This window comes from Halopseudomonas bauzanensis, assembly GCF_900114735.1.
Lineage (GTDB): Bacteria > Pseudomonadota > Gammaproteobacteria > Pseudomonadales > Pseudomonadaceae > Halopseudomonas > Halopseudomonas bauzanensis.
Map to the genome: position 1 here is coordinate 395,994 of NZ_FOUA01000001.1, position 24,284 is coordinate 420,277.

Annotated in this window: 22 protein-coding genes; 12 read left to right on the forward strand and 10 right to left on the reverse strand. The window is 61.7% G+C overall.

All coding sequences use genetic code 11. The features are described 5' to 3' along the window. The first annotated feature begins 49 nt into the window (after positions 1-49). On the forward strand, positions 50-589 hold the full coding sequence (locus BM267_RS01890) for a hemerythrin domain-containing protein (RefSeq protein WP_083392389.1): 540 nt from the start codon (positions 50-52) through the stop codon (positions 587-589). On the opposite strand, the gene BM267_RS01895 is transcribed toward BM267_RS01890, so the two are convergent. Then, on the reverse strand, positions 584-1,018 hold the full coding sequence (locus BM267_RS01895) for a hypothetical protein (protein ID WP_036988890.1): 435 nt from the start codon (positions 1,016-1,018) through the stop codon (positions 584-586). The genes BM267_RS01890 and BM267_RS01895 overlap by 6 nt on opposite strands. Positions 1,019-1,091: 73 nt before the next feature. On the opposite strand from BM267_RS01895, the gene BM267_RS01900 reads away from it, so the two are divergent. Then, the gene (locus BM267_RS01900) at positions 1,092-2,267 is read left to right on the forward strand and encodes an NnrS family protein (protein ID WP_074778186.1); all 1,176 of its coding nucleotides are present in this window, start codon (positions 1,092-1,094) and stop codon (positions 2,265-2,267) included. 104 nt (positions 2,268-2,371) lie between these two features. Here the strand turns inward: BM267_RS01900 and BM267_RS01905 are convergent, their stop codons facing one another. From BM267_RS01905 to hemN, 4 genes are all read right to left on the reverse strand, one after another. Next, on the reverse strand, positions 2,372-3,358 hold the full coding sequence (locus tag BM267_RS01905) for a diaminopimelate dehydrogenase (RefSeq protein WP_036988888.1): 987 nt from the start codon (positions 3,356-3,358) through the stop codon (positions 2,372-2,374). 113 nt (positions 3,359-3,471) lie between these two features. Then, positions 3,472-6,132 (reverse strand): AAA family ATPase, encoded by a 2,661-nt coding sequence (locus BM267_RS01910; protein ID WP_074778184.1) that lies wholly within the window; start codon positions 6,130-6,132, stop codon positions 3,472-3,474. Next, positions 6,129-7,253 carry a metallophosphoesterase family protein gene (locus BM267_RS01915; RefSeq protein WP_074778182.1) on the reverse strand — a complete coding sequence of 375 codons (1,125 nt, stop codon included), beginning with the start codon at positions 7,251-7,253 and terminating at the stop codon, positions 6,129-6,131. Before BM267_RS01915 ends, BM267_RS01910 begins: the two co-directional genes overlap by 4 nt. A 77-nt stretch (positions 7,254-7,330) precedes the next feature. After that, complete coding sequence (hemN, locus tag BM267_RS01920) at positions 7,331-8,713, reverse strand: oxygen-independent coproporphyrinogen III oxidase (protein ID WP_074778180.1); 1,383 nt, start codon at positions 8,711-8,713, stop codon at positions 7,331-7,333. Between the two features lie 182 nt (positions 8,714-8,895). On the opposite strand from hemN, the gene BM267_RS01925 reads away from it, so the two are divergent. Then, on the forward strand, positions 8,896-9,636 hold the full coding sequence (locus BM267_RS01925) for a Crp/Fnr family transcriptional regulator (protein ID WP_074778178.1): 741 nt from the start codon (positions 8,896-8,898) through the stop codon (positions 9,634-9,636). Positions 9,637-9,642: 6 nt separating this feature from the next. Beyond that, positions 9,643-9,996 (forward strand): YbaN family protein, encoded by a 354-nt coding sequence (locus BM267_RS01930; RefSeq protein WP_235818233.1) that lies wholly within the window; start codon positions 9,643-9,645, stop codon positions 9,994-9,996. A gap of 54 nt (positions 9,997-10,050) precedes the next feature. Here BM267_RS01930 and BM267_RS01935 read toward each other — a convergent pair whose 3' ends face one another. Continuing rightward, positions 10,051-11,766: a nitrite reductase gene (locus BM267_RS01935; protein WP_143063008.1), complete on the reverse strand. Its 1,716-nt coding sequence runs from the start codon at positions 11,764-11,766 to the stop codon at positions 10,051-10,053. 323 nt (positions 11,767-12,089) lie between these two features. On the opposite strand from BM267_RS01935, the gene BM267_RS01940 reads away from it, so the two are divergent. The 6 genes from BM267_RS01940 to BM267_RS01965 all read left to right on the forward strand — a co-directional run bounded on the left by BM267_RS01940 (position 12,090) and on the right by BM267_RS01965 (position 17,694). Continuing rightward, positions 12,090-12,935 (forward strand): CbbQ/NirQ/NorQ/GpvN family protein, encoded by an 846-nt coding sequence (locus BM267_RS01940; RefSeq protein WP_051610740.1) that lies wholly within the window; start codon positions 12,090-12,092, stop codon positions 12,933-12,935. A 39-nt stretch (positions 12,936-12,974) separates the two neighbouring features. Beyond that, on the forward strand, positions 12,975-13,421 hold the full coding sequence (locus BM267_RS01945; protein WP_036988881.1) for a c-type cytochrome: 447 nt from the start codon (positions 12,975-12,977) through the stop codon (positions 13,419-13,421). A gap of 39 nt (positions 13,422-13,460) precedes the next feature. Next, on the forward strand, positions 13,461-14,864 hold the full coding sequence (locus tag BM267_RS01950; RefSeq protein WP_036988880.1) for a cbb3-type cytochrome c oxidase subunit I: 1,404 nt from the start codon (positions 13,461-13,463) through the stop codon (positions 14,862-14,864). A 123-nt stretch (positions 14,865-14,987) separates the two neighbouring features. Further along, positions 14,988-16,832: a nitric oxide reductase activation protein NorD gene (locus tag BM267_RS01955; RefSeq protein ID WP_074778174.1), complete on the forward strand. Its 1,845-nt coding sequence runs from the start codon at positions 14,988-14,990 to the stop codon at positions 16,830-16,832. Continuing rightward, the gene (locus BM267_RS01960; RefSeq protein WP_074778173.1) at positions 16,832-17,440 is read left to right on the forward strand and encodes a cytochrome c oxidase subunit 3; all 609 of its coding nucleotides are present in this window, start codon (positions 16,832-16,834) and stop codon (positions 17,438-17,440) included. The genes BM267_RS01955 and BM267_RS01960 overlap by 1 nt, the downstream gene beginning before the upstream one ends. A gap of 11 nt (positions 17,441-17,451) precedes the next feature. Beyond that, the gene (locus BM267_RS01965) at positions 17,452-17,694 is read left to right on the forward strand and encodes a cytochrome C oxidase subunit IV family protein (protein ID WP_074778170.1); all 243 of its coding nucleotides are present in this window, start codon (positions 17,452-17,454) and stop codon (positions 17,692-17,694) included. Between the two features lie 166 nt (positions 17,695-17,860). Here the strand turns inward: BM267_RS01965 and ubiT are convergent, their stop codons facing one another. From ubiT to BM267_RS01985, 4 genes are all read right to left on the reverse strand, one after another. Beyond that, entirely contained in the window at positions 17,861-18,364 is a 504-nt protein-coding gene (gene ubiT, locus BM267_RS01970) for a ubiquinone anaerobic biosynthesis accessory factor UbiT (protein ID WP_074778169.1), read from the reverse strand. Further along, on the reverse strand, positions 18,358-19,248 hold the full coding sequence (locus BM267_RS01975; RefSeq protein WP_074778167.1) for a U32 family peptidase: 891 nt from the start codon (positions 19,246-19,248) through the stop codon (positions 18,358-18,360). The genes ubiT and BM267_RS01975 overlap by 7 nt, the downstream gene beginning before the upstream one ends. Positions 19,249-19,259: 11 nt before the next feature. After that, on the reverse strand, positions 19,260-20,255 hold the full coding sequence (gene ubiU, locus BM267_RS01980) for a ubiquinone anaerobic biosynthesis protein UbiU (protein WP_074778165.1): 996 nt from the start codon (positions 20,253-20,255) through the stop codon (positions 19,260-19,262). A 200-nt stretch (positions 20,256-20,455) separates the two neighbouring features. Then, on the reverse strand, positions 20,456-21,715 hold the full coding sequence (locus tag BM267_RS01985) for an acyl-CoA dehydrogenase family protein (protein ID WP_074778164.1): 1,260 nt from the start codon (positions 21,713-21,715) through the stop codon (positions 20,456-20,458). Between the two features lie 312 nt (positions 21,716-22,027). Between BM267_RS01985 and ahpC the strand changes: the two genes are divergently transcribed. Together ahpC and ahpF are read left to right on the forward strand one after the other, a co-directional pair. After that, positions 22,028-22,591, forward strand: a complete 564-nt coding sequence (gene ahpC, locus BM267_RS01990) for an alkyl hydroperoxide reductase subunit C (protein ID WP_036988874.1) — start codon at positions 22,028-22,030, stop codon at positions 22,589-22,591. A gap of 99 nt (positions 22,592-22,690) precedes the next feature. Beyond that, a complete protein-coding gene (ahpF, locus tag BM267_RS01995; RefSeq protein WP_074778162.1) occupies positions 22,691-24,262 on the forward strand; it encodes an alkyl hydroperoxide reductase subunit F in 1,572 nt (523 codons plus the stop codon). The last annotated feature ends 22 nt before the right edge of the window (positions 24,263-24,284 follow it).

The window sequence follows — 24,284 nt, forward strand, 5'->3', positions numbered from 1 at the left end:
TTAATCGATAGAAGCTGCGGTTGTTCATTCCCCTATCGGAGTAATCAGCATGTCCCACCATTCACCTGACATTTCCACCGCAATCACCGGCTCGGCGGTGGGCGATGACCAGCAAATCTGGGCGCAAGCGCCAACGGATGACCTGATTCACCATATCCTGATCCGCTATCATCAGCGCCACCGTGAGCAGTTGCCGGAACTGATTCGCCTCGCTCGCCGTGTTGAACAGGTGCATGGGGATCACGCGGAATGCCCGAACGGGCTGACTGACCATCTCTCAGATATTCAGCAGGCACTGGAAAGTCATATGTCCAAGGAGGAACAGATCCTGTTCCCCATGCTGCTGCGCGGCGAACACAGCCTATCGCGCGGGCCGATCAGCGTGATGCGTTTCGAGCATGACCAACACGATCAGGCGCTGGACCAGCTGTACGCATTGACCAACGACATCACCGCTCCACCCCACGCTTGTAATACCTGGCAGACGCTTTACCGGGGGTTGGACGAGTTCTGCCGGGACCTGGCCCAGCATATCCAGCTGGAAAACGAAGTACTGTTCGATGGCCCGGCGGCCGGGAAGACGCTATAGGACAAACATGCTCTTGGCGCAGATGACCAGCAGCACGGCATGTACCAGCAGGCTCACATTGATCAGGTGCATGCCCCGCTCGCCGATGTGCTGGCCGCGGCGCAGAAAGATCAGCGCGGCATAATGCCCTATGATCAACAGCGCCAGCAGGATCTTCAGGCTGAGCAGCGTGGCGAAATGGCTGGCAAAGGGATCGGCCAGCACACCGCGATAACGCCACGCCAACGTCAGCCCAGCCCCGTAGAGCACGATGGCAACCACATGAATCACTCGCCGCGCCTGCTGCCCCAGGGCTTGGCTCATGGGGCCACGAACCGACGCGTCCAGACGCCGACCTGCCGGCGCCAGAATCAGTACCTGAAAGAACAGCGTGCCGACAAAAGCCATCGCAGCGAGCAGATGCAGCGTTTTAATCAACAGATATGTCATACAGTTGTTCCAGAAAGAAAGGCGTAGCCTGACACGGCGCGCAACGAGCATAACAAGCAATCAGGAGATTTTCATGCCGAACAGTCGTACCCATCTACCCGCGCTGTTTGCATTGGGTTTTCGCCCTTTGTTTCTCGCGGGCAGCCTGTTTGCCGTTCTCGCCGTGCCGCTGTGGATCGCCGCTTACTTCGGGCACATCGATCTGACACCCGCTGGCGGCTGGCTGGCCTGGCATCGCCATGAAATGGTCTTCGGTTTCGGCGTGGCGATCGTCGCCGGCTTTCTGCTGACCGCAATCCAGGCCTGGACCGGGGTACCGGCCTTGACCGGTATGCCGGTGCTGTTGCTGGCGGCGCTGTGGTTGCTCGCCCGCGTGCTCTGGTTGTTCGGCGCGCCGCTGTGGCTGCTGATCCCGCTGGACGTAGCGTTTCTGCCGCTGGTCGCGGTGGCCATAGGCCGTTCACTGTGGAAGGTGAAGCAGGTGCGCAACTACCCGATCATCCTCATGCTGGGGTTGCTGACCTTCTGCAATCTGTTGGCGCTGATTGGCCTGGAGCGCAATGAGTTCGCCCTGCAGCGCCACGGCGCCGTCGCGGCCCTCTGGTTGATTGCCGGGCTGATGGGCCTGATCGGTGGTCGGGTCATTCCTTTCTTTACCCAGCGCGGGCTGGGCCTTCAGGAACCGGTCGAGGCCTGGCCCCGGCTGGATAACCTGCTGATGGCCGGCAGTATCTTCATCGCCCTGCTCATGCTGAGCGGTATCGGCCTGCGGCCCTCGCTATGGCAGGCGCCCCTCTATCTGCTACTGGGCCTGGGGCATATCGTCCGCCTGCTGCGCTGGCATCATCCGAAGATCTGGACCGTGCCGCTGCTCTGGTCGCTGCATCTGTCCTACGCCTGGCTGGCGCTGGCATTGATTGCCATGGCGCTGTGGCATGGCGGCTGGTTCGGCGGCTTCAGCCAGGCCACCCATTTGCTGGCTATTGGCGGCATGGCCGGAATGATCCTGGCGATGATCTCGCGCGTCAGCCTCGGCCATACCGGCCGGCCTTTGCAGCCAGCCAGGGCCATGAGTCTGGCCTTTATCCTGATCAATCTGGCGGTACCGCTGCGGGTATGGCTGACCATTGCCCTGCCCCAGACCGGGTTCTGGCTGGCGAGTCTGTGCTGGGCGGCGGCGTTTGGTTTGTTCGTCTGGTACTACGCGCCGATTCTGCTGGCGCCGCGGCCGGATGGGCGGCCGGGATAGGCTGGGGTTGTTTGCCCCTCTCCCCAGCTCTCTCCCGCGAGGGGGAGAGAGTAAGCCGTGCGGCTCGAAACGGATTCGCTAGCCTGCGGGGAGAGGGGCCCGGCTTACAGCAATTCCTTACGCAACTCCGCGCCTGACTTGGGCGACAGCAGCCCCGGCGCTACGTCCAGTACTGTCTGCGCACCAATCACGCCGCTCTGATTCAAACGCCAGGTTGCCCGGGCGTAGGCAACCAATACCGCTGCGGTGAATTCGGGGTTGCTGCCCAGTTTGAGGGTGTATTCCATGACCTGGGTAGTACCGGCGTCCGAGGTACCGCTGCGGATCACGACGCCGCCGTGGGGCATGGCGGCATGGTCGCGACGCAGCTCCTGCTCGCTGATGAAGTTGACGGTGGTGTCGTAGTCGGCGAAGTAGTGCGGCATGCTGACGATGTTCTGCTCGACTTCCTTCGCATCGGCGCCGTCCGCCAGCACCACGTAGCATTCACGCTTGTGCTTCTCGCGGGTAGCCAACTCCGGTAGTTCGCCGTTGCGCACGCGCTCGATCGCGGCTTCGGCAGGCAGGGTGTACTGCACGCCCGCCTTGACGCCTGGTACCCGGCGCACGGCATCGGAATGCCCCTGGCTCAGACCCTTGCCCCAGAAGGTGTAAGTGGCGCCAACCGGCAGGATGGCTTCACCGTACAGGCGGTTCAGGGAGAACAGTCCCGGATCCCAGCCCACCGAGATCATCGCGGTGTAACCCGCTGGCTTGGCGGCACTATCCATTGCAGCGTGGTATTCGGGGATGGTGGCGTGGGTGTCGAAGCTGTCGACGATGTTGAACATGGCGGCCAGGGCCGGACCCTGTTCGGGCAGGTCGTTCTTCGAGCCGCCGCACAGGATCAGCACATCGATCTGGTCACGAAACTGGGCGATATCGTTCTGGGCATGCACCGGGATGTTGCTGTCGAGCAGTTGCACGTCGGCCGGATTACGGCGGCTGAAAACGCCGACCAGTTCCATGTCCGGGCTCTGGGCGATGGCCATTTCCACGCCCTTGCCGAGGTTGCCGTAGCCGGCGATGCCGATTCTGATTTTGCGCTGCATATGAAGACCTGACCCTTTCTCTGTGTGCCAACCCCGCCCTGAGTCATGCGGGGTAAAGCGCGAATTATACAGACTGTGACGGCGTTTTCGGCCCTGACGGCCAGTACGCCGCCTCAACCCTCGATGGCAGCGGTCTTGAGCCCTTCCAGCTCGCGCACCGGCACACCCATATCCCGCCACTTGTCCGGATGGCAGCTGAACAGCAGCACCTGATGCCGCTGGGCCGCATCGAACAGGATGCGTTTCATCTGCCCCAGCCGGGGTTGATCGCTGTGCACCAGGGCATCATCCAGAATGATCAGTGTCGGGCGGCCGGCTTCACGCAGCAGATCGGCATAGGCCAGCCGGCTGATCAGCCCCATCTGCTCCCGGGCGCCGAAACTCAACGTCGCGAATTCGCTGGCGTCCTGACCATGGCGCAGCAGGCGGCCGGGCATCAGGTTTTCATCGACCTCCAGCGTTGCCTGGGGAAACAGCAGTTGCAGGTAATGATCCAGATGCTTCTGCAGCGGCGCTTGCAGGCGCCGGGTCAGTTGCTGACGTTTCTCGCTGAGCAGGTTGTGCAGCAGCGCCAGCGCCCGCGCGCGGCGGTCGAGCTGATGGTAGCGGCGATGCTCGCTTTCCAGCTCGGCGGCCAGGGAGGCACGGTGCTCTTCCAGGCCATCGGCGCCCTCCCCCTGCAGCCTGCCCTGCAGCGCAAGCAGCTCTTCGCGGCGCTGGTTGAAACCCTGTTCCAGTTGTGCGGCGCTGCTGCGGTAGCGCTGGATGTCCTGCTGCAGGATGTCCGGTCGGGCGCTGGCAATACGCGCGGCGCGCTCATTGCTTTGCTGTTCCAGCCGCGCCTCTTCGGCGCGCAGCGTCAGCAGGTTGTCATTGAGCTTGCGCTGCTGTTGCATATGCTGGGGATCATCCAGCCGCGTCTGCAGCAGGCGACATTCTTCTTCGGCGCTGGCCAGATTCTGGCGCAGACCGATAAGTTGTTCATTGTGCTTGCCGGTGGCTGCTTCACGCTGCTGCAACTGTGCGGCGGCCTGCTGCAGTATCTGCTCGGCCAGGCCGGTATCGACGGCCGCCGTAGCGACGGCCGCCTCGCCCACCGGCATCTCAAGGGCACCCAGCTCCTGCTCCAGTTCGGCCAGACGCGCAACAACACCGGCCGCGTCCTGCTCCAGCGCCTCGATACCGGCGGGCGCATGACTGGCCAGTAGTTTGCGGTTGGCATGGATAGCGGCGTTCTGGGCCTTGGCAAGCTGCAGTTGCTCCCGCGCCTCATCCAGCGAGCTGACGCGCAACTGCTCCAGCAAGACTTGGAGCTGGTCCCGGGCGTGTTCGGTCTTGCGGGCCAGGGTAGCCAGATCTTGGCCGCCGGGCGTGATGATCAGCTTGCCGATACCGGCAATGTCCAGTTGGGTTTCCTGCAGCAGCAACAACTCATCGCTGCCACTGAGCTGCTGCTGATCCAGGCTGAGCTGCTGACCGGGCAGCAGTTCATAGCGCAGCCGCGTGGCAATGCTCTGCTGGCGAATATCCAGCTCCCGCAGTTGGTTATGCAATTGTTCCAGTTGGGCCAACTGCTGGTCATTGATCCGCACCGCGGCCAGCGCCTGCTGCTGAGTAACCAATTCGTTCTGCAACAGGCGCGCCTGCTCCAGACTGAGCTGCAACTGTTGCTGTTGCTTCAGCAACCGCTGCCGCTCCCGCTCCAGGGTCTCCCGGCGGGCCCACTGGCGCGCCTGACGCTCCTGCTGCTGGGCCTGCTGATAGGCGGCCAGCGCAGCATCCTGCGCAGCCACCAACTCGGCCTGCTGTCCGGCGAGTTGTTCCAGTTGTTGCTGCAGCTGCTGGCATTTGCCCTGGCGTTGCTGCAGGTCCTTGGCCTGCTCCTCATGGCTGCGCAGTTGCTCCAGCACTATCTGCCGATGGCCGCGTACCTGCTCCAAGGCTTGCAAGTCGCGCTGCTGTTCCTCGGTCTGGCGCTGGACTTCGGCATACTTGCGCTCAGCCTCCTGCTGCTGCACGCGCAGCGCCTCCCAGGGCTTGTCAGCTTCATCACCGGCTTGTTGCTGGCGCAGTTCACCCAGGCGGTCGACCTGCTGGCGATAGGCGCCGATGCGCTGATCCAGCGCCTGCAACTCTTCATCCAGCACCGCGATGCGCTCACCGCTGAGTTTGTAATCGCCACGGGGTTTGCCGGTGCCGGTGAGCAGTTCATCCAGTTGGACGCGGGCCTGCCTGATAACCTCGTCGCCTCCGCTGCTGGTGACTTCCCCAAGGCTCGCGCCCAATACCGATTTAAGATGATCACCCGCATGGCTGACTGCCTCGTCCAGCTCCTGACCCATGCCCTGCTCGATCCACAGCAGCCCGGGGATGCCCCAGTGCTCGGCCTTGCTCGCGCCGCGGCTCGCGACGTTGAAACCAAGCATGGCGGCGAGCTGTTCTTCCGCCTCATCACCATTGAACCGCTGGCCATCGATGGTCAGGTCACAGCGCTTGCGCTGCAGGAAACGCTTGCTCAGTTGCCATTGCCGGTCGGCGTGGGAAAAGCGCAGCTCCACCTCGGGCGCCGCGCCGGAATCGCCCCAGGGCCGCAGGTCGGTAAGCGTGCCGGAGCTGTGCCGCTCGAAGAACGCCGCGCGGATGGCACGCACCAGGGTGCTCTTGCCGGATTCATTGGGTCCGCAGATCAGGTTCAGCCCCGGGCCGAAACCGTCGATGACCAGCGGCTCGCGAAACTGCCGGAACTGACTGATACGCAACTGTTCCAGCTTCATACCGCTGCCCCTCCGGCCTGCCGTTCGCGCAGCAGCCCCGCCAGGATCGCGAGCGCCTCCCGGGCGACTTCCGGCTCGTCGGCCTGCTGCATATCGCGCAACTGACCGACTACCTCGTCCAGGTAGCCATCGACCTGCAGCGCCGCGATATCCGCCTCGGTAGGCAGCAGGCGCATGCCATCCAGCTGGCATTCCAGCACCCGGTGCCGCGCTTCTGCGCGGCCCAGGGCCGCTTGCAGCCGCTGCTCGCCCGCCAGATCCAGCTCCCCTTCCAGGGTCAGGCTGATAACACTGCTGCGCTCGATCTGCTCCAGCTCCTCGATCAAGGCATCCAGGTCCGAGGCCACCTGTAGCCGCCGCTGCCATTGCAGCCAGGTGAACTCGCCCATGGCGACAGGTTTTACCTGCGGTGCGGCGCCGGGTGCATCGATCTGCACATCCAGCACCTGCCCGGCGCCATTGCTCTTGAAGCGGTCCTGCTCCGGCGTGCCGCTGTACCAGGTGCGATCGTCGATCTGCCGGCAGCCATGCCAATCACCCAGGGCCAGATAATCCAGGCGTGCGTGCGCGGCGCGCTGCGGGTCGATGGGGTTGGGCGAGTCGATATCCTCGGCGAGAATGCCCTGCACGCTGCCGTGGGCCAGGCCGATTCGCAGCAAATGCAGCGGTGTCGGCGCATGGTCGAACCAATCGGTCAGATCACTGAAGGTCTGGCGCTGGGTCAGCGGTGCCGGGAGAATCGCCAACCCCTGCTCGGCCAGCAGCAGCGGCTCGGCGGTCAGCAGCACATGGACATTATCGGGAATGGCATTCAGTCGCCGGGCGCGGCTCCAGATGCTTTCCGCCAACGCGGCATCATGGTTGCCGGGCAGCATGACCCAGGGCCCGCCAAACCCCTGCAGCGCCATGAACAGGCGCCGTACCGTTCGGTCGGAGATGGTCTGGGCATCGAACACATCGCCTGCCACCAATACCGCATCCACGGCCAGCTCGGTGGCCAGGGCGGCAATCCTCTCCACAGTGGTCAACCGCGCCTGGGCCAGCGCGGGGCCGTCTTCCGGGCCGAAGCGGTCGTACTGGCGGCCGATCTGCCAGTCGGCGGTATGCAGAAAGCGGGGCATGTCCTCTCCTCGTCCGGGGCTGATGTCCGGATTGTAAACGCAAGAGGTGCCGAAGGGTGACGCAACACTCCGTTTGCTCAGATTATCTGGGCGTACCGACTCCGATCAGTGACATGCTGATAGGCATCGAACACCATGCATACGCTGGCTATCAATGGCCGGCCTGCCGGCAAGACCTCGATACCCGTCACGTCCAGGCGAATGACGCCGTCGCGGTGCAGTTGCCCCAGCATCCCCTGGCAATCGGCGAAATAGGTCGCGAAGTCGATGCCGAAGCGCTGTTCGATATCCGCATAGCGCAACTGATAAGTGCAGAGCAGGCGGTTGATCACTACCCGCCGTAGCCGATCATCGGCGGAACACTTCAGGCCGCGGTGCAATGCCAACCGGTGTTGCCCCAGGCTTTCCTGGTACAGCTTGATGTCGCCGGTATTGCGACAGTGAAGATCTCCCACCTGACTGATGGCCGAGACGCCCAGCCCGATCAGGTCGCCCTGCTCTCCCGACATATAACCCTGCAGGCCGCGCGCCAGCCGGCCGATCTCCTGGGCGTTGCTGAGACTGTCATCCGGCAGCGCGAACTGACCCATACCGATATGCCGATAGCCCGCCGCAAGTAACTGGGCGAAGCTTCTGCGGCAGATCTCCAGCCGACTGTCCGAATCGGGCAACTCCGCCAGGCTGATCTTGCGCTGGGGCAGAAACAGGTCCGGCAGGTGGGCATAGTTATACAAGGTCAGCCGGTCCGGATGCATCTCGATGACCTTGGTCACGGTACGGGCAAAGGAGTCGGGCGTCTGACCCGGCAGGCCGTAGATCAGGTCGATGTTGACCGAGCGGAAGGCCAATGCCCGCGCTGCGTCCACCACGGCCTGGGTCTGCTCCAGACTTTGCAGGCGGTTGATCGCTCGCTGCACATCCGGATCAAGATCCTGCACCCCAAAACTGATGCGGTTGAAGCCCAACTCCCGCAGCAGGCCGATGGTTGCCCAGTCCGCCTCCCGCGGGTCGATCTCGATACTGTAGTCAGCAGTATCGTCTTCATGCAGCGTGAAGGCATTACGCAGACACTCCATCAGCCGGCGCAGGTCGTCATGACCGAGAAAGGTCGGCGTACCGCCGCCCACATGCAGCCGCTCAACCCGCTGGCCAGGACTCAGATGGCGGCTGGTCAGTCTGATCTCGCGCTCCAGGGATTGCAGGTAAGGTTGCGCCCGGCTGCGGTCCTTGGTGATGATCTTGGTGCAGGCGCAGTAATAGCAAATATTGGCGCAGAACGGGATGTGCACATACAACGACAGCGGTCGGCCGGCAGTACGGCTCTCCTGCAACGCTGCAATCAGATCAGCCGGCAGCACGCCTTCGGCATAATGGACAGGCGAGGGATAGGCGGTATAACGCGAGCCTGCCTTGTCATAACGGCGGATCAGGCCGGCGTCCCAACTGACTGAATCGGACATGGATGGGTGCTCCGGTGCGAGGCTTTCTTTATGGCCGCGAGACTACGCCCTTCCGGGGTGCGCCACGTTGACGCATATCAAGAAGACCGGGGATCAATCTTTGCAGGAAAATACTTCCGGGAGGTCTGGCCTGTACAATCGGAAATGCTTAACCTGCAACAAATCACTCAAAGGCGGCAGATATGGCTCTGACTCAGGAACAACGGCAGATGATTCTGAATCATTCGCTGTTTTCTCATTTCAACCCCCAGGCTCAGGAAGAGCTGTTGGCCGACGCCCAGGTACGCGACCACGCCCCGCAAGCGTTGATCCAGCGCCAGGGTGATCCCGCCGAGCGCTTCTATCTGGTGCACTCCGGCAAGGTGAAACTGTTCCGCATTTCCGCCGACGGCAAGGAGAAGGTGGTCGAGATCATTACCCCCGGCAACACCTTTGCCGAGGCGGTGATGTTCATGCAGAAATCGGTATTCCCGGTGTGCGCCGAGGCACTGGAGCCGGTGAAGCTGATCGGCTTCTCCAATCGCCTGATGCTCCGGCATCTGGAACAGAACCCGCACACCTGCCTGCACCTGCTCGGCCACATGAGCGTGCGCCTGCATCAGCGTCTGGATGAGCTGGAAAACCTGACCTTGCAGAACGCCACCCAGCGGCTGGCGTTGTATCTGGTCAGCCAGGTCCGCGATCGCGCCAAGGACAGTGCCGAGATCGAGCTGGTGCTGCCCAAGAGCCTGATCGCCGCGCGATTGTCGATCAAGCCAGAGACCTTTTCCCGTGCCATCGCCAATCTGCGCGAGCGGGGGCTGATTGACAGCCGCGCCCGGCATATCAGCATCCCCAGCATTACCAATCTGCTGAATGAGTTTGCCGGCGGCCAGCAGCATATCGAGTACAAGGCAGGTTTAATCGCAACCGACAACAACTAGATGCTGATGAAATTGCTATGGCGCAGTGTCGCTTCGCTGGCGCTGGGACTCGGTGCTCTGGGGGTGTTGCTGCCGGGTTTGCCGACCACGCCCTTTCTGCTGGTGGCGGCCTGGGCCGGCTCGCGGGGCTGGCCGGAGCTGGAAGCACGTTTGCTCAAGCATGAGAAGTACGGACCGCTGATTCGCAATTGGCGGGATCACCGCGCTGTGCCCCGCCGGGCCAAATGGTTGGCCAGCGGATTGATGCTCAGCAGTATCCTGATGATCTGGCTGTTGCCAGCACCGATGATTCTGCGCTGGTTTCTCAGCCTGTTTCTGCCTTGTGTGGCTTTGTGGTTATGGACGCGGCGGGAGAGTTGAAATTGCCGCGTACATGACATGCCCTGGCCGGGGAACCCGGCCAGGGCATAGGGCTCAGTACACGTCGTGCTGAGTGTTGTGCACGTTGAACTTGCCGGTCGGCGTGATCAACCGCTTGTCACGGATCACCTTCTTCAACTCCAGGGTCTTGTCGTCGACCACCACGATAGCCGACTCCTCATCCTGGCCGCTCCACACCGAGAACCAGACCTCATCCCCTGCCTCGTTGTATTCGGGCTGCACCACACGGCGCGAGCCGCTTTCGATACCCGACCATTCGGCAATCGGCAGCACCTTGAAGCCAGCTTCGAGGTTATTGATGTCGAATACCGCAGCCGACTGCGCAACCGCCGCGGTCGGGTTGAAGGTGGTATCCACGTACAGGTTGGTGGATTTCGGGTGAGTCTTGATGAACAACGAACCACCACCCTGCCCCTTCAGCGTATCCACCACCTTCCAGGCCTGCTCGGGGTGGTTCTCGGGATCGGTGCCGATCAGCGAGATGGTGTCATCACCCAGGTGACTGGTGCCCCACACCGGACCGAATTCCGGATGCACGAAGTTGGCCCCCCGGCCGGGGTGCGGGATCTTGCCCACGTCCACGATGGCTGCCAGCTTGCGGTCCTTGGAGTCGATCACCACCACCTTGTCGGAGTTGTTCGCTGCGGTCATGAAGTAGCGGTGGCTGCTGTCCCAACCGCCATCATGCAGGAACTGCGCGGTGCCGATATTGGTGATGCTCATGTTGTCCAGGTCTTCGTAGTTGACCAGCATGACCTGCCCGGTCTCCTTGACGTTGACGATGAACTCGGGATGCTCATGGGAAGCGATGATCGCTGCCACGCGCGGTTCCGGGTGGTATTCCTGGGTGTCCACCGTCATGCCACGGGTGGAGACGATTTTCAGCGGTTCCAGGGTTTCACCGTCCATGATGGTGAATTGCGGCGGCCAGTAATCACCGGCGATCACGTACTTGTCCTCGAAGCCCTCGAACTTGGAGGTTTCCACCGAGCGGGCCTCGATGCCCACCTTGATTTCCGCCACCTTGGTCGGCTCCTTGGCCCAGAGGTCGATCATGTCGATCTTGGCGTCGCGGCCGATCACCAGCAGGTAGCGCCCCGAGGCGGACATGCGCGAGATGTGGACCGCGTAACCGGTGTCGATGGTCTTGACGATTTTCTTGCTGTTACCGTCGATCAGGGCAATCTTGCCGTCGTCACGCAGGGTCACCGAGAACAGGTTCGGCAGGTCCAGCTTGTTCAGCTGCCTGGTCGGGCGATCTTCCGGCTTGACCAGCACCTTCCAGCTGTCACGCATGGCGGCCATACCCCACTCCGGCGGAGTCGGCGGCTCGTGCTGGATGTAGTTGGCCATCAGGGTGATCTCTTCGGGGGTCAACTCGCCGGAGGTGCCCCAGTTTGGCATGCCGGCGGGTGAGCCGTAGGAGATCAGCGCCTCAAGGTAGGCCTGGCCGCGCTGCTGGGTGATATCCGGGGTCAGCGGCTTGCCGGTGGCGCCTTTGCGCAGTACGCCATGGCAACCGGCGCAGCGCTGGAAGTAGATCTCCTTGGCCATGTCGAAATCGGCTTCGCTCAGATCCGGCGCCCCAGGGGTATGTACCACTCTGGCCAGGGCCGGATCAACGGCGGAAGCTTCGCCCTGGTAGGCTGCAGCTGCCTTTTCCGGGTCCGAGCCCTGGGCGAATGCAGCGGCGGTTATCGTCAGTGCCAATACACTGATTGCAGTGGTCAACGGTTTGGTCATTCTCATGTGCAGTCCTTTCCTGGAAAACATAGTTGGCTAATCAGGTACAGCGGTTGGTCAGTGTCGACGTGAGTGCATCATGGAGGATCCGTGAAACGGAACGTTTGACCTCTGTCAAGTGTTTATGCGTCAAGCTGACGCACACAACAGGGTGCGACATACCATCGCAGGCAAAATCAGGTAATTTAAACCACAAATGGTTTATCAAACCCAATTCAATCTAGGTTATAAAAACCACAAATAAAAATAACCCAGCATTTTCAGCATGTTAGACACTGGCATGATCCTTGATGGAGTAATAGCGAACGCATCTATCCAAGGACTCATCAATGGACGCAACCCGGTTAGACCTCCATCCGCAGCAGCAGTCGGGGCTGTACTACCACGCCAGTGGTGCAGAGGTTGAGCTCTTTGAGCAGGCCGACCGTTTCGGCATGCCGGTGCTGATAAAAGGCCCGACCGGCTGTGGCAAGACCCGCTTCATCCAACATATGGCCGACCGCCTGGGCCGCAAGCTGTATACCGTTGCCTGCCATGACGACCTGACTACCGCCGACCTGGTCGGGCGCCACCTGATCGGCGCCAACGGCACTTTCTGGCAGGACGGCCCGCTCACCCGCGCCGTGCGCGAAGGCGCCATCTGCTATCTGGATGAAGTCATCGAGGCGCGCAAGGACATCACCGTAGTACTGCATCCGCTGGCAGATGACCGGCGCATCCTGCCGCTGGAAGCCACCGGTGAAGAACTGCAGGCCGCACCCGGCTTCATGTTGGTGGTCTCCTACAACCCCGGCTACCGCAACCTGCTCAAGGGTCTCAAGCCCAGTACCCGACAGCGCTTCGTGGCGATGGCCTTCGATTACCCCGAGGCGGTGGCGGAAAGCCGCATCCTGCAGCACGAGTCCGGCCTCGATCCGGCCCAGGCCAATCAGTTGGTCGCCCTGGGCAATGCCCTGCGCCACCTCGGCCAGCATGATCTGGAGGAAGCCCCCTCGACCCGTTTGCTGATCCATACCGGCCGCCTGATCGCCGCCGGCATGGACCCGCGCCAGGCCTGTGAGGCCTGCATGGCACAGCCGCTCACCGATGAGCCCACCGCCCAGGCGGCGATCATGGACATCGTCCGCGTGCACTTTGCCGAAACCGGACAACAACCAACCAGAAGAACCGCCTGACCGGCGAGCATGCAATCCGCATAACCCGAGGAGATCAACATGTCGGAGCGCTTTACCAAGGGCATGGCCCGCAACATCTACTACGGTGGCGGCATGTTTTTCATGCTGCTGTTCATTGGCCTGACGGTAGATACCGTCACGGCGATCCCGGAACGGGAGAACCGTGACCAACTGACCGCCGAAGTCGCCCATGGCAAGGAGCTGTGGGAGCAGAACAACTGCGTCGGTTGCCACTCGTTGATGGGCGAAGGAGCGTACTTCGCGCCGGAGCTGGGCAACGTGTTCCAGCGGCGCGGCATGGATAACGAGGCAGCGTTCAAGGCCTACTTCGGTGCCTGGATGAAGGCCATGCCCACCGGTGTGGAAGGCCGTCGGCAGATGCCCCAGTTCCATCTCAGCGATGAGGAGCTCAATGCCATGGCCGAGTTCCTGATCTGGTCATCGCGCATCGATACCAACGGCTGGCCGCCGAACAAGGAAGGCTGACACCCCTGACCACACTCTGACAGCATAAGGAATCACATCATGAAATACGCTTCACAGGCGGTGGCAAAACCCTATTTTGCCTTTGCCATGCTCTTGTTCGTCGGTCAGATCGTGTTCGGCTTGATCCTCGGCACGCAGTACATCATCGGCGATTTCCTGTTTCCGGAAATCCCCTTCAACGTGGCCCGCATGGTGCACACCAACCTGCTGATCGTCTGGTTGCTGTTCGCCTTCATGGGTGCCACCTACTATCTGGTACCGGAGGAAACCCAGACTGAACTCTGGAGTCCCAAGCTCGGCTACGCGCTGTTCTGGATCTTCGCCGCGGCCGGGGTGCTGACCATTCTCGGCTATCTGCTGGTGCCCTACTCGACCCTGGCGGAAATCACCGGGAACAAATACTTCCCGACCATGGGACGCGAGTTCCTCGAACAACCGACCATTACCAAGATCGGCATCGCGGTGGTCTGCGTGGGTTTCATCATCAATATCCTGATGACCGTGCTCAAGGGCCGCAAAACCGTAGTGAACATGGTGTTGCTCACCGGGCTGATCGGTCTGGCGGTGTTCTGGATGTTCTCCTTCTACAACCCGACCTCGCTGGTGATGGACAAGTATTTCTGGTGGTGGGTCGTGCACCTGTGGGTGGAAGGCGTCTGGGAACTGATCCTGGGTGCGATCCTGGCCTTCATTCTGATCAAGACCACCGGTGTCGACCGTGAAGTCGTGGAAAAATGGCTGTACCTGATCATCGCCATGGCCCTGATCTCCGGCATCTTGGGGACCGGTCACCACTACTTCTTCATCGGTGCGCCAGCGTACTGGCTGTGGATCGGCTCGATCTTCTCCGCCATCGAACCGCTGCCCTTCTTCATGATGATGGTGTTCGCCTTCAGCATGCTGAAACAGCGTCGTCGCGAGCATCCGAACAAGGCCGCGGTCACCTGGGCTGTCGGCTGCACCATCATGGCGTTCCTCGGCGCCGGCGTATGGGGCTTCCTGCATACTCTGGCTCCGGTCAACTACTACACCCACGGTACCCAGCTCACGGCAGCCCACGGTCACCTGGCTTTCTTCGGCGCCTACGCGATGATTGCCATGGCCATCATCTCCTACGCCTGGCCGAAACTGCACGGCAATGAATGCAGCAGCCCGCAGGCCCAGCGTCTGGAGATCATGTCTTGCTGGGTAATGAGTCTGAGCATGCTGGCCATCACCCTGCTGCTGACCTGGGCCGGCTGGATCCAGATCGAACTGCAGCGCCTGCCCGAATCAGCTGGAGCCCTCGGTTACATGCAGACCCAGGACGCCATCATGACCGTGTACTGGCTACGCCTGTTCGCTGGCCTCGGCTTTGCCGTCGGCCTGGGCATGTACCTGTACAGCTTCCTCGTGGCCCGCTCCACCCGTGAGGATGCCCCTGCACTGATGAGCGCCGCCTGATCTGAAATACCGGCGTCGGGCACCCGCCCGATGCCGGCTGCAGTACCGCGCTGCTCACCGCAGCGCCCCATTCTTCGATACCGGCCACGGCCGGGATCGACTTCGACCACAGGGAGAAATGCAATGGAAGAAGCCGTAGGTATCCGCTGGCACAAGCTGATCACCCGATTGGCCGGCAATGGCTTTCCCGCCGCGCAGATCCACCTCGATGACGAGGGTCCGCGCCTGGCCATGGTCTTTCGCGCTCTCAGTGGCGACCCGGGGCTGACCATCAAGGCCAGCACCGAACGCAGTATCAATACCTGGCGCCCCCTGGCCCATCGATTGGCCGGTACCGGCCGCCGCCATGCGCTGGCCTGGCGTGAAGCCGACGCCTTGCGCGTACCGGAAAGCCTGGCGGTATTCCCCGACAAGCGCATGAACCGCGACCTCTATCTGTGGCTGACCGCCATGGCCAGTCTGGCCGAAAGCGATACCAGCGACGACTGGCTGCAGGCCAACCAGCAGCTGGTTCTCAAGACGCTGGCTGCCTACCCCGGACTGACCGGTCTGTACCAGCGCCTCGCCGAATGCCTGGTCGATATCCGCCGTGCCCAGCGCAAGCTACCCGCCATCCAGGCTGCGCGGGAAGCCGTGCTGCAGGCAGCATTGCTGACGCCGGACAATCTGTCCCGGCTGCCCGCCGCCCCGGGCGAACCCTGGCCGGTACCCTTGTGGCTTTATCCACGCGCCGAAGAAGTCCGATCGATTCCGTCCGCCGCAAACGATGACGGCAAGGACGGCGAATCCAACGGCAACGGCAAGGTCCGTCAGAGCAAACAGCGCAAGCAGGGCCGTTATATCGACGATCCGAACAAGCGCAATGGCTTGATGATCTTCCGTCTGGAAAGTCTGTTTTCCTGGTCCGAGTTCGTGCCCGTCGATCGCTGCGAGGATGACCAGGATGATGACGATGCCGAGCGCATTGCCGAGGACCTGGATTATCTGACCCTGTCGCGCAACCCCAGCACCAGCGCCTCGCGCATCAAGCTCGACATGGACCTCCCGTCCGCCTCGGAAGATGACATTCCGCTGACCGACGGCTGTCTGTTTCCCGAATGGGACTGGAAGCAGCAGCAGCTCAAGGACAATCATTGCCGGGTGATTCCCATGTTGCCCCGTAACGCCGAGCCCGCGCCCATGCCGGAACGCCTGGGCGCGCTGGCCAACAGCCTGCGGCAACGCTTCGAAGGGCTGCGGCCCCAGCGCGTCTGGGAAAAGCGCCAGCCCAGCGGCGCCCTGCTCGACCTGGACGCCTGTCTGCATCACGCAGCGCAAGTGCGCCGTGGCCGGGCCAGTTCACACCCGGCGCTGTGGCGTCGGGAAACCGCCCGTCATCGCGACCTGTCCTGCCTGGTGCTGGCCGACCTTTCGCTGTCCACCGAAGCCTGGGCAGACAATACCCATCAGGTGATCGAAGTGATTCGCGACAGCCTGCATCTGCTGGGTGAGGCGCTGGACGCCGGCCAGGATGATTTTGCCATGTACGGCTTCTCATCCCGCCGCCGCGATCACGTGCGCTTCAACCTGATCAAGAACTTTGCCGAGCCCTGGAGCGAGGCCATTCATGGCCGCATCAAGGCGCTGAAACCGGGCTATTACACCCGTATGGGGGCGGCTATCCGCCAGGCCACCGACATCCTCAAGGACAAGCCTGCCGAGCAGCGGTTGTTGTTGCTGCTGACCGATGGCAAACCCAATGATCTGGATGTATATGAGGGGCGCTACGGCATGGAAGATACCCGGCAGGCCTTGCTGGAAGCACGGCAGGCCGGCATCCAGCCCTTCTGCGTGACCATCGACCAGCAGGCCGCCGACTACCTGCCCTACCTGTTCGGCCAGCAGCGCTACCAGTTGATTCACCAGGCTGCGGAACTGCCGAGCCTGCTGCCGAAACTCTATCTCTTGCTGACCGGGAGGGCCAACTGATGTCCAGTGCCGAATCCACTGTCATTGAAGCCGACAAGCAGGTACAAACCCGCCACCTGCCGGGGGACCTGGCAATGTGGTGCTTCATTCTCGCCGAGCTGCTGGCATTCCTGTTGTTACTGGGCAGCATGGCCTTCGCCCGTGGCCACTGGAGCGAGATGTTCAGCGCCGGCATCGCCACCCTGCACCCGGAGGCCGGGCTGGTGAATACGCTGATCCTGTTGACCGGCAGCTACTTCGCCGCCAACGCGGTCAAGCGCACCGCAGCTGGCGACCAGCGCGCGCTGAGTCGGGGGTTCGTGTTGGCGGCGCTCTGCGGGCTGGCCTATGTGGCTATCAAGATCACCGAATACGGCATCCTGTTCGGCGACGGCTACAACCTGCGCACCGATACCTTCTACTTCTTCTATTTCTTCACCACCTTCTTTCATATGGCCCATGTGTTGATCGGCATGGCCATCCTGCTGGTGGTCGCCCAGCGCAGCCGCGCAGGCCACTATGCCAACCAGGAGAAAGTGCGCATGGCCGGCGAGTCGGCGGCCAGCTACTGGCATATGGTCGACCTGGTCTGGCTGGTGCTGTTTCCCCTGCTGTACGTCCTGCCCTGATGAGGTACGTCATGAAACACCTGCTGAAATTCGCCCTCGCCGGCCTGTTGCTGCTCACCCTGATCGGCTGGTGGCTCGGTCACAGCTTCGATGGCACCTGGGTGGTCGTCTGCGTGCTGGCACTGACCTTGGTCAAGGGCCAGTGGCTGATCGATCAGTTCATGGACTTGCGCACTGCGCCGCAGTGGCTCCGCTGGACGGTCAGTGGTTGGTTGGTGTTGGTGCTGGGTGCTGCGGCGCTATTCAATATCTGAGCCCGCGCAACGGCCTTTCGGGTTGGCGAGCACCTGCTCGACGACAAGGGTGGGGAGGCGGTGATCTCGAAGGCGTAGCGCCTGGTGGATCAGGGCGCTGCATTTCGACAAGCAGCTCGGGCATATATTGCGCCGAGCGATGAGCCACCTTCGCAACGCCGGGCTTCTAGGCCCGACTGACAGAGGTATGGAGGCCGTCCTGCTCCGCCTTCGCTGCTGCCCCCAACCAGCCAATCAACTGCCACAACCGGGGCGGCATCAGGTCCGAGTCCAGGCTGTCGACCAGGTTCTTGATCGCCAGCCCCAGGTCGGTATCGCCCTCGATGATCAACCGGCGGCGGAAGAACAGGGTATCCGGATCTTCCTGCCGGCTGGCCAGCAGCAGAAACTCCTTCCAGTTGCCGCGGATGCACACATCCACCGGTGAGTGTTGTGCCAGGCGCAACCCCTTCCCGGCCCGTGTCAGGCTCCAGGCCAACCCCAGATCAGTGACCTCGATACGCATCCAGCGGCCCTGCAGCACATCGAACTCCCCCACCGCCAGCGGCTGGGAGAACAGCCGCGCCATGGCTTTCTCGATCACCAGTCGCTGCATGAAGAACGGCACATGCCGACTCAAGGGCAACACTGGCTCACCGGCGCGCAACAACAATTGTGCAGCGTTCAACATAACCCCACCTCCTCAACCCGTAACATACCTGCCTGGCCATGCCAGTAACCATTGCAACCATCCAATGCCAAGGGTGGTTGAACACCCTGGCGCACCGCATCGAACATCTCCACCACCTGCGCCATGTCCTGGGCGCGGGGGCTCAGACGCAAGGCCTCAATGCCCATGCGCTGCATGCGCGGGTACTCGGCCAGCAGATTGGTCGGGGTCGCGGACATGGTCTGGATACCATTGAGGGTAAATACCAGCTGCCCTTCCTGACTGGTCAGCGGCACGCCTTCGGGGTAGTTCTGGCAGATGAAACCGCAATCATCCTTGGGCAGATTCTCGGCCCGGGCAGTGAAGCAGCGCGCGGAATAGGCCAGCGGCAGATGCCCCCAGGCGAACACTTCGATTTCCGGCAACGCCAGTTGATTCTGCTGCGCCTGCTGCATCAGGGCCGCCAGCAGGTCCGCGGAACACTCCACCGGCGGCACCCAGCGGGTCAGGCCGTTACGGGTCAGTTCTTCCAGGGCGAAGGCGTTATATACGTTCAGCGACGGACCGCCGACGAACTCGGCGCCCTTGCGGCTCAGATAATGCACCGCGGCCATATCGTTGGCCTCGACCTTGATCTCGCCGTTGTCGCACAACCGGCGCAGGCTCGACAGTTCGGACGCCGCCTCGATCAGTGCCAGTCCCGACAGCACCACCTCGGCGCCACTGGCCTCGCGCACATCGCGGGCCAGACCGATCCAGTCATCCAGCGACAAGGCCCGGCGCTTGGAACAGACGGTTTCGCCCAGATAGATCACATCCAGCGGTTGCTCGCTCATATCGGCGTAGAAATCCATGATCTGCTGGCGCGTCCAGTAGAACAGGATCGGTCCCAGGGTCAGTTTCATGTTGTTCACTCCTACTGCCAGGCGCGGTGATAGGCGCCCAGGGTGGTCTGGCTACCTTCGGATACGCCATCGAGTACCCGGCGCCAGCTGGCTTCCACGGCAAAACGCTGCGGGTTGGCCTGATAGCTGTCCAGTGCCTTGCGCCAGACGCCGGCCACCTGCTCCACATAGGCAGGGCTGCGCTGGCGACCTTCGATCTTGACCGCCGTGACGCCGATGGCGGCCAACTCGGGAATCAGATCCATGGTGTTCAGGCTGGTCGGCTCTTCCAGCGCATGGAAACGCTTGCCATGAACCATGAAGCGGCCCTTGCACAGCGTCGGGTAACCGGCAGCGTCCTCCGGCTGATAACGGTCGATCAGTACTCCGCTGAGCCGAGATGTGAGCCCGTCGGGCTCCTCCTGCCAGCGCACCGCACTGGCAGGTGAGCAGACCCCGCACAGGTTCGGCGACTCGCCAGTGACATAGGACGACAGATGACAGCGCCCCTCGGCCATGATGCACAAACTGCCGAAGGCGAAGACTTCCACCGGCACCGGGCTGGAGGCCGCTACCTGCTTCACCTGATTCAGTGAAAGCACCCGCGGCAGAACCGTACGGCGAATCCCGTACTGCTCGTGATAAAAGCTCAGCGCTCCGGCATTGGTAGCCGAACCCTGCACCGACAGATGCAAGTTCAGCTTGGGGTAATGCTTGCTGGCATAGGCCATGACGCCGGGATCGCCGACGATCAGCGCATCGACGCCCAGATCTGCGGCCTGGTCCACCGCCCGTTGCCAACGCCGCCAGCCATCCGGCAGCGCATAGGTATTGACTGCGATGTAGAGCTGCCGGCCTTCCTTGCGAACCAGTTCAAGCCCCTGTTGCAGTTGCTTGTCGGTGAAGTTGAGACCGGCGAAGTGGCGGGCGTTGGTATCATCGCGAAACCCGGTATAGACAGCATCGGCACCCTGTCGCACCGCCGCTTTGAGGGCGGGCAGGCTGCCTGCGGGACAGACCAGTTGCATGGGAACTCCCTGTGATCAAAGTCAGCCCGAGACTGTGCGCCGGATGGCGTTAAAGGTCTTTGATCAAGGTCAAGGCAACGGCTCTCTGGGAGGGACGAGCACCAGCTCGTCCATGCGAGGCCAACCGGAGTACTTTGGGTGACGGCTAACTCCGCTCATCAAGCTGGTGCTTGACGTTCCCAGGAGCTCGATGCGACGGCTTATCTGGCCCGCAGCACATCCGCCGGCGTCAGATAATCACTGCTGCTACCCCGACGGTCCTGCCCGTCGTCGATTTCCAGGCGGGCGATGCTGCGCAAATGCACCTCATCAGGGCCATCGGCAATGCGCAGGCAGCGCGAGCTGATCCACAGATCGGCCAGCGGCGTGTCCGGCGTCAGCCCCATGGCGCCGAAAACCTGCATGGCACGGTCCACCACCTGGTTCAGCATGCCGGGCACCACCGCCTTGATCATGGCGATTTCCTTGCGTGCGCCCCGGGCGCCGACATTGTCGATCATCCAGGCAGTCTTCAATACCAGGAGCCGCGCCTGTTCGATTTCCATCCGCGAGCGGGCGATCCATTCGGAAATGCTGCCATGCTGGTGCAGGTAACGGCCGAAAGTCTTGCGCTCCTGGGCACGGTCCACCATTAACTCCAATGCGAGTTCGGCCATGCCGATGGCACGCATGCAGTGATGCACCCGGCCCGGCCCGAGGCGTGCCTGGGCCATCATGAAACCGTCACCCTCGCCGCCCAGCAGGTTTGTCACCGGCACCCGCACATTACGGAACACCAACTCACTGTGCCCCTCCGGCGCGAGGTGATGCATGACCGGGATGTTGCGCACCAGCTCCACACCGGGGGTATCGAACGGCACGATGACCATGCTCTGTTGGCGTCGCGGCTCGCCCTCCGGGTCAGTCTTGCCCATGACAATGAGGAAGGCACAGTCAGGATGCGAGGCATTGGTAATGAACCACTTGCGGCCGTTGATCACATATTCGTCGCCCTCGCGGCGAATCAGCGTCTGGATATTGCTGGCGTCGGACGAGGCCACATCCGGCTCGGTCATGGCAAAGGCCGAGCGGATTTCGCCATTGAGCAGCGGCTGCAACCAGCGCTCGTTCTGCTCGGGCGTGGCAAACATATGCAACAGCTCCATGTTGCCGGTATCCGGAGCATTGCAGTTGAACACCTCCGAGGCCCAACTGACCCGGCCCATGATTTCCGCCAGAGGTGCGTATTCGAGATTGCTCAGGCCCCTGCCGGGCTCGTCAGCGTGCAGCGACGGGAGAAACAGATTCCACAGGCCCTCTTCCCTGGCCAGGGCCTTCAGATCCGCCATGAAGGACACCGGAAACTGTCCGGCAGCAACATCCCTGTGCCACTGCGCAAGACGCGGTACAATGTGCTGGTCCAGAAAACCACGAACCTGTTGGCGAAGCGCTTCGGTTTCAGCGCTGTAGGCAAAATCCATCCCGTTATCTCCTCGTGAAGTGAATCCCGCATTCATTGAACCGACATGCGAGGGGCTTACTCTCAAGGCTAGGAGTTGGATGAAATTCTGGCTATCTTGTATCAGGGGCTGAATCACCATGATTCATGCGGTGAATTCTATTAATTGATCTAGATCAATTTAATTGATCTACGTTGAAATAGCGTCACCCTATCCCCACATAGAGAAAAGCTATCCGGTGCTTAGATTGAATTTATTTTAAGTATCCGTCGAACAGCCCTACTATAGACATCGTTTCCAACCCATCGACAAAAGCTCAACAAGGAGTCTTCAATGTCCGTTATCAATACCGAAATCAAGCCGTTTACCGCTCAGGCGTTCAAGAACGGCGAATTCATCACCGTTTCCGACACTGACGTGAAAGGCAAGTGGGCTGTATTCTTCTTCTATCCGGCTGACTTCACCTTCGTTTGCCCGACTGAGCTGGGTGACGTTGCCGACCATTATGAAGAGCTGCAGAAGCTGGGCGTGGAAGTCTACTCCGTCTCCACCGACACCCACTTCACCCACAAAGCATGGCACGACAGCTCCGAAACCATCGGCAAGATCAAGTACACCATGATCGGCGACCCGACTGGCGTAGTGACTCGCAACTTCGAAAACATGCGTGAAGACATGGGTCTGGCCGACCGCGGTACTTTCATTATCGACCCGGAAGGCATCATCCAGGCTGTTGAAATCACTGCTGAAGGTATCGGCCGTAACGCTGCCGACCTGCTGCGCAAGGTCAAGGCTGCCCAGTACGTTGCCGCCCACCCCGGCGAAGTCTGCCCGGCCAAGTGGGAAGAAGGCGATGCCACTCTGGCTCCCTCGCTGGACCTGGTTGGCAAGATCTAATAGCTGACTGACAACCCGGCCCACCGCGGCGCACTGCGCGCGGTTGGTGGGCCGGGTTTTCTTTACCCAAAATTCACCACTTTTACAGGACACGCACCTATGTTGGACGCCAATCTGAAGAAGCAACTGGACACGTACCTGCAGAACATCGCCAAGCCGATTGAAATCAGCGTGTCCGTAGATGACAGCCCCAAGGGCAAAGAATTGCATGAACTCGCGGTCGAGATTGCTGAAGTGTCCAGCAAGATCGGGCTGGTTGCCGTGGACAACAAACGTACCCCGAGCATGGGCGTGGCGGAAGCCGGCCAGAGCCCGCGCGTACGTTTTGCCGGCATCCCGATGGGCCACGAGTTCACTTCCCTGGTTCTGGCCCTGCTGCAGGCCGGCGGTCACCCCTCCAAGGCTGACCCGGCACTGCTCGACCAGATCCGCAACCTCGAAGGCGAATATCACTTCGAGACCTATATCTCCCTGTCCTGCCAGAACTGCCCGGATGTGGTTCAAGCGCTGAACCTGATGGCTACCCTGAACCCGAACATCAGCCATGTGATGATCGACGGTGCGCTGTTCCAGGACGAGGTCGAGAGCCGCCAGATCATGGCCGTACCCACCGTCTTCCTGAATGGCGAACACTTCGGCCAGGGCCGGATGACGCTGGCCGAGATCGTCAACAAGGTCGACAGCGGCGCCGCCAAGCGCAAGGCCGCTGAACTGAACGAGAAAGAGCCCTACGAAGTACTGATCGTGGGTGGTGGCCCGGCTGGTGCAGCAGCAGCTATCTATGCTGCCCGCAAAGGCATCCGCACCGGTCTGGTAGCCGAGCGTTTCGGTGGCCAGGTGATGGACACCGTGGGTATCGAGAACTTCATTTCCGTGCCCTACACCGAAGGCCCGAAGCTGGTTGCCAGCCTGGAGCAGCACGTCAAGGAATACGATATCGACGTGATCACCGAGCAGACTGCTGCCAAGCTGACCACAGACGACATGATCGAGATCACCCTGGAAAGCGGTGCCACCCTGTCCAGCCGCTCGGTCATCCTGGCCACCGGCGCCCGCTGGAGAGAAATGAACGTTCCCGGCGAACAGGAATACCGCGGCAAGGGCGTCGCCTACTGCCCGCACTGTGACGGTCCGCTGTTCAAGGGCAAGCGTGTTGCGGTGATCGGCGGGGGCAACTCCGGTATCGAAGCCGCTATCGACCTGGCCGGCATCGTCGAGCATGTGACCGTACTGGAATTCAGCGACACCCTGCGTGCCGACGAAGTTCTGCAACGCAAGGCCCGCTCGCTGCCGAACGTGAAGATCATCAAGAACGCCGCTACCACTGAAGTTCGTGGGGACGGTAACAAGGTCGTCGGCCTGACCTACACCGACCGGGTATCCGGCGAGAGCGCCGATGTTGATGTGGCTGGTATCTTCGTACAGATCGGCTTGGTGCCCAACACCGACTGGCTGAAGGACAGCGGTATCAACCTGACCCGCTTCGGCGAGATCGAGATCGATGCACGCGGCGCCACTTCGCTTCCCGGCGTGTTTGCCGCTGGCGACGTGACAACCGTGCCATTCAAGCAGATCGTCATCTCCATGGGCGCAGGCGCCACCGCGTCACTGGCTGCCTTTGACCACCTGATCCGTACCTCGGCCCCGGAGGCTGTCGCTGAAAGCGCCTGAGGTAGCGATCAACAGATAACTG

Excerpts from the sequence above, each read along its gene's own strand:
- BM267_RS01935 (WP_143063008.1), bottom strand. The coding sequence starts at position 11,766 with ATGAGAATGACCAAACCGTTGACCACTGCAATCAGTGTATTGGCACTG.
- BM267_RS01960 (WP_074778173.1), top strand. The coding sequence starts at position 16,832 with ATGTCCAGTGCCGAATCCACTGTCATTGAAGCCGACAAGCAGGTACAA.
- ubiT (WP_074778169.1), bottom strand. The coding sequence starts at position 18,364 with ATGTTGAACGCTGCACAATTGTTGTTGCGCGCCGGTGAGCCAGTGTTG.
- BM267_RS01955 (WP_074778174.1), top strand. The coding sequence starts at position 14,988 with ATGGAAGAAGCCGTAGGTATCCGCTGGCACAAGCTGATCACCCGATTG.
- BM267_RS01895 (WP_036988890.1), bottom strand. The coding sequence starts at position 1,018 with ATGACATATCTGTTGATTAAAACGCTGCATCTGCTCGCTGCGATGGCT.
- hemN (WP_074778180.1), bottom strand. The coding sequence starts at position 8,713 with ATGTCCGATTCAGTCAGTTGGGACGCCGGCCTGATCCGCCGTTATGAC.
- BM267_RS01890 (WP_083392389.1), top strand. The coding sequence starts at position 50 with ATGTCCCACCATTCACCTGACATTTCCACCGCAATCACCGGCTCGGCG.
- BM267_RS01950 (WP_036988880.1), top strand. The coding sequence starts at position 13,461 with ATGAAATACGCTTCACAGGCGGTGGCAAAACCCTATTTTGCCTTTGCC.
- BM267_RS01910 (WP_074778184.1), bottom strand. The coding sequence starts at position 6,132 with ATGAAGCTGGAACAGTTGCGTATCAGTCAGTTCCGGCAGTTTCGCGAG.
- BM267_RS01975 (WP_074778167.1), bottom strand. The coding sequence starts at position 19,248 with ATGAAACTGACCCTGGGACCGATCCTGTTCTACTGGACGCGCCAGCAG.
- BM267_RS01905 (WP_036988888.1), bottom strand. The coding sequence starts at position 3,358 with ATGCAGCGCAAAATCAGAATCGGCATCGCCGGCTACGGCAACCTCGGC.
- ahpF (WP_074778162.1), top strand. The coding sequence starts at position 22,691 with ATGTTGGACGCCAATCTGAAGAAGCAACTGGACACGTACCTGCAGAAC.
- ubiU (WP_074778165.1), bottom strand. The coding sequence starts at position 20,255 with ATGCAACTGGTCTGTCCCGCAGGCAGCCTGCCCGCCCTCAAAGCGGCG.
- BM267_RS01930 (WP_235818233.1), top strand. The coding sequence starts at position 9,643 with ATGAAATTGCTATGGCGCAGTGTCGCTTCGCTGGCGCTGGGACTCGGT.
- BM267_RS01985 (WP_074778164.1), bottom strand. The coding sequence starts at position 21,715 with ATGGATTTTGCCTACAGCGCTGAAACCGAAGCGCTTCGCCAACAGGTT.
- ahpC (WP_036988874.1), top strand. The coding sequence starts at position 22,028 with ATGTCCGTTATCAATACCGAAATCAAGCCGTTTACCGCTCAGGCGTTC.
- BM267_RS01900 (WP_074778186.1), top strand. The coding sequence starts at position 1,092 with ATGCCGAACAGTCGTACCCATCTACCCGCGCTGTTTGCATTGGGTTTT.
- BM267_RS01965 (WP_074778170.1), top strand. The coding sequence starts at position 17,452 with ATGAAACACCTGCTGAAATTCGCCCTCGCCGGCCTGTTGCTGCTCACC.
- BM267_RS01940 (WP_051610740.1), top strand. The coding sequence starts at position 12,090 with ATGGACGCAACCCGGTTAGACCTCCATCCGCAGCAGCAGTCGGGGCTG.
- BM267_RS01925 (WP_074778178.1), top strand. The coding sequence starts at position 8,896 with ATGGCTCTGACTCAGGAACAACGGCAGATGATTCTGAATCATTCGCTG.
- BM267_RS01945 (WP_036988881.1), top strand. The coding sequence starts at position 12,975 with ATGTCGGAGCGCTTTACCAAGGGCATGGCCCGCAACATCTACTACGGT.
- BM267_RS01915 (WP_074778182.1), bottom strand. The coding sequence starts at position 7,253 with ATGCCCCGCTTTCTGCATACCGCCGACTGGCAGATCGGCCGCCAGTAC.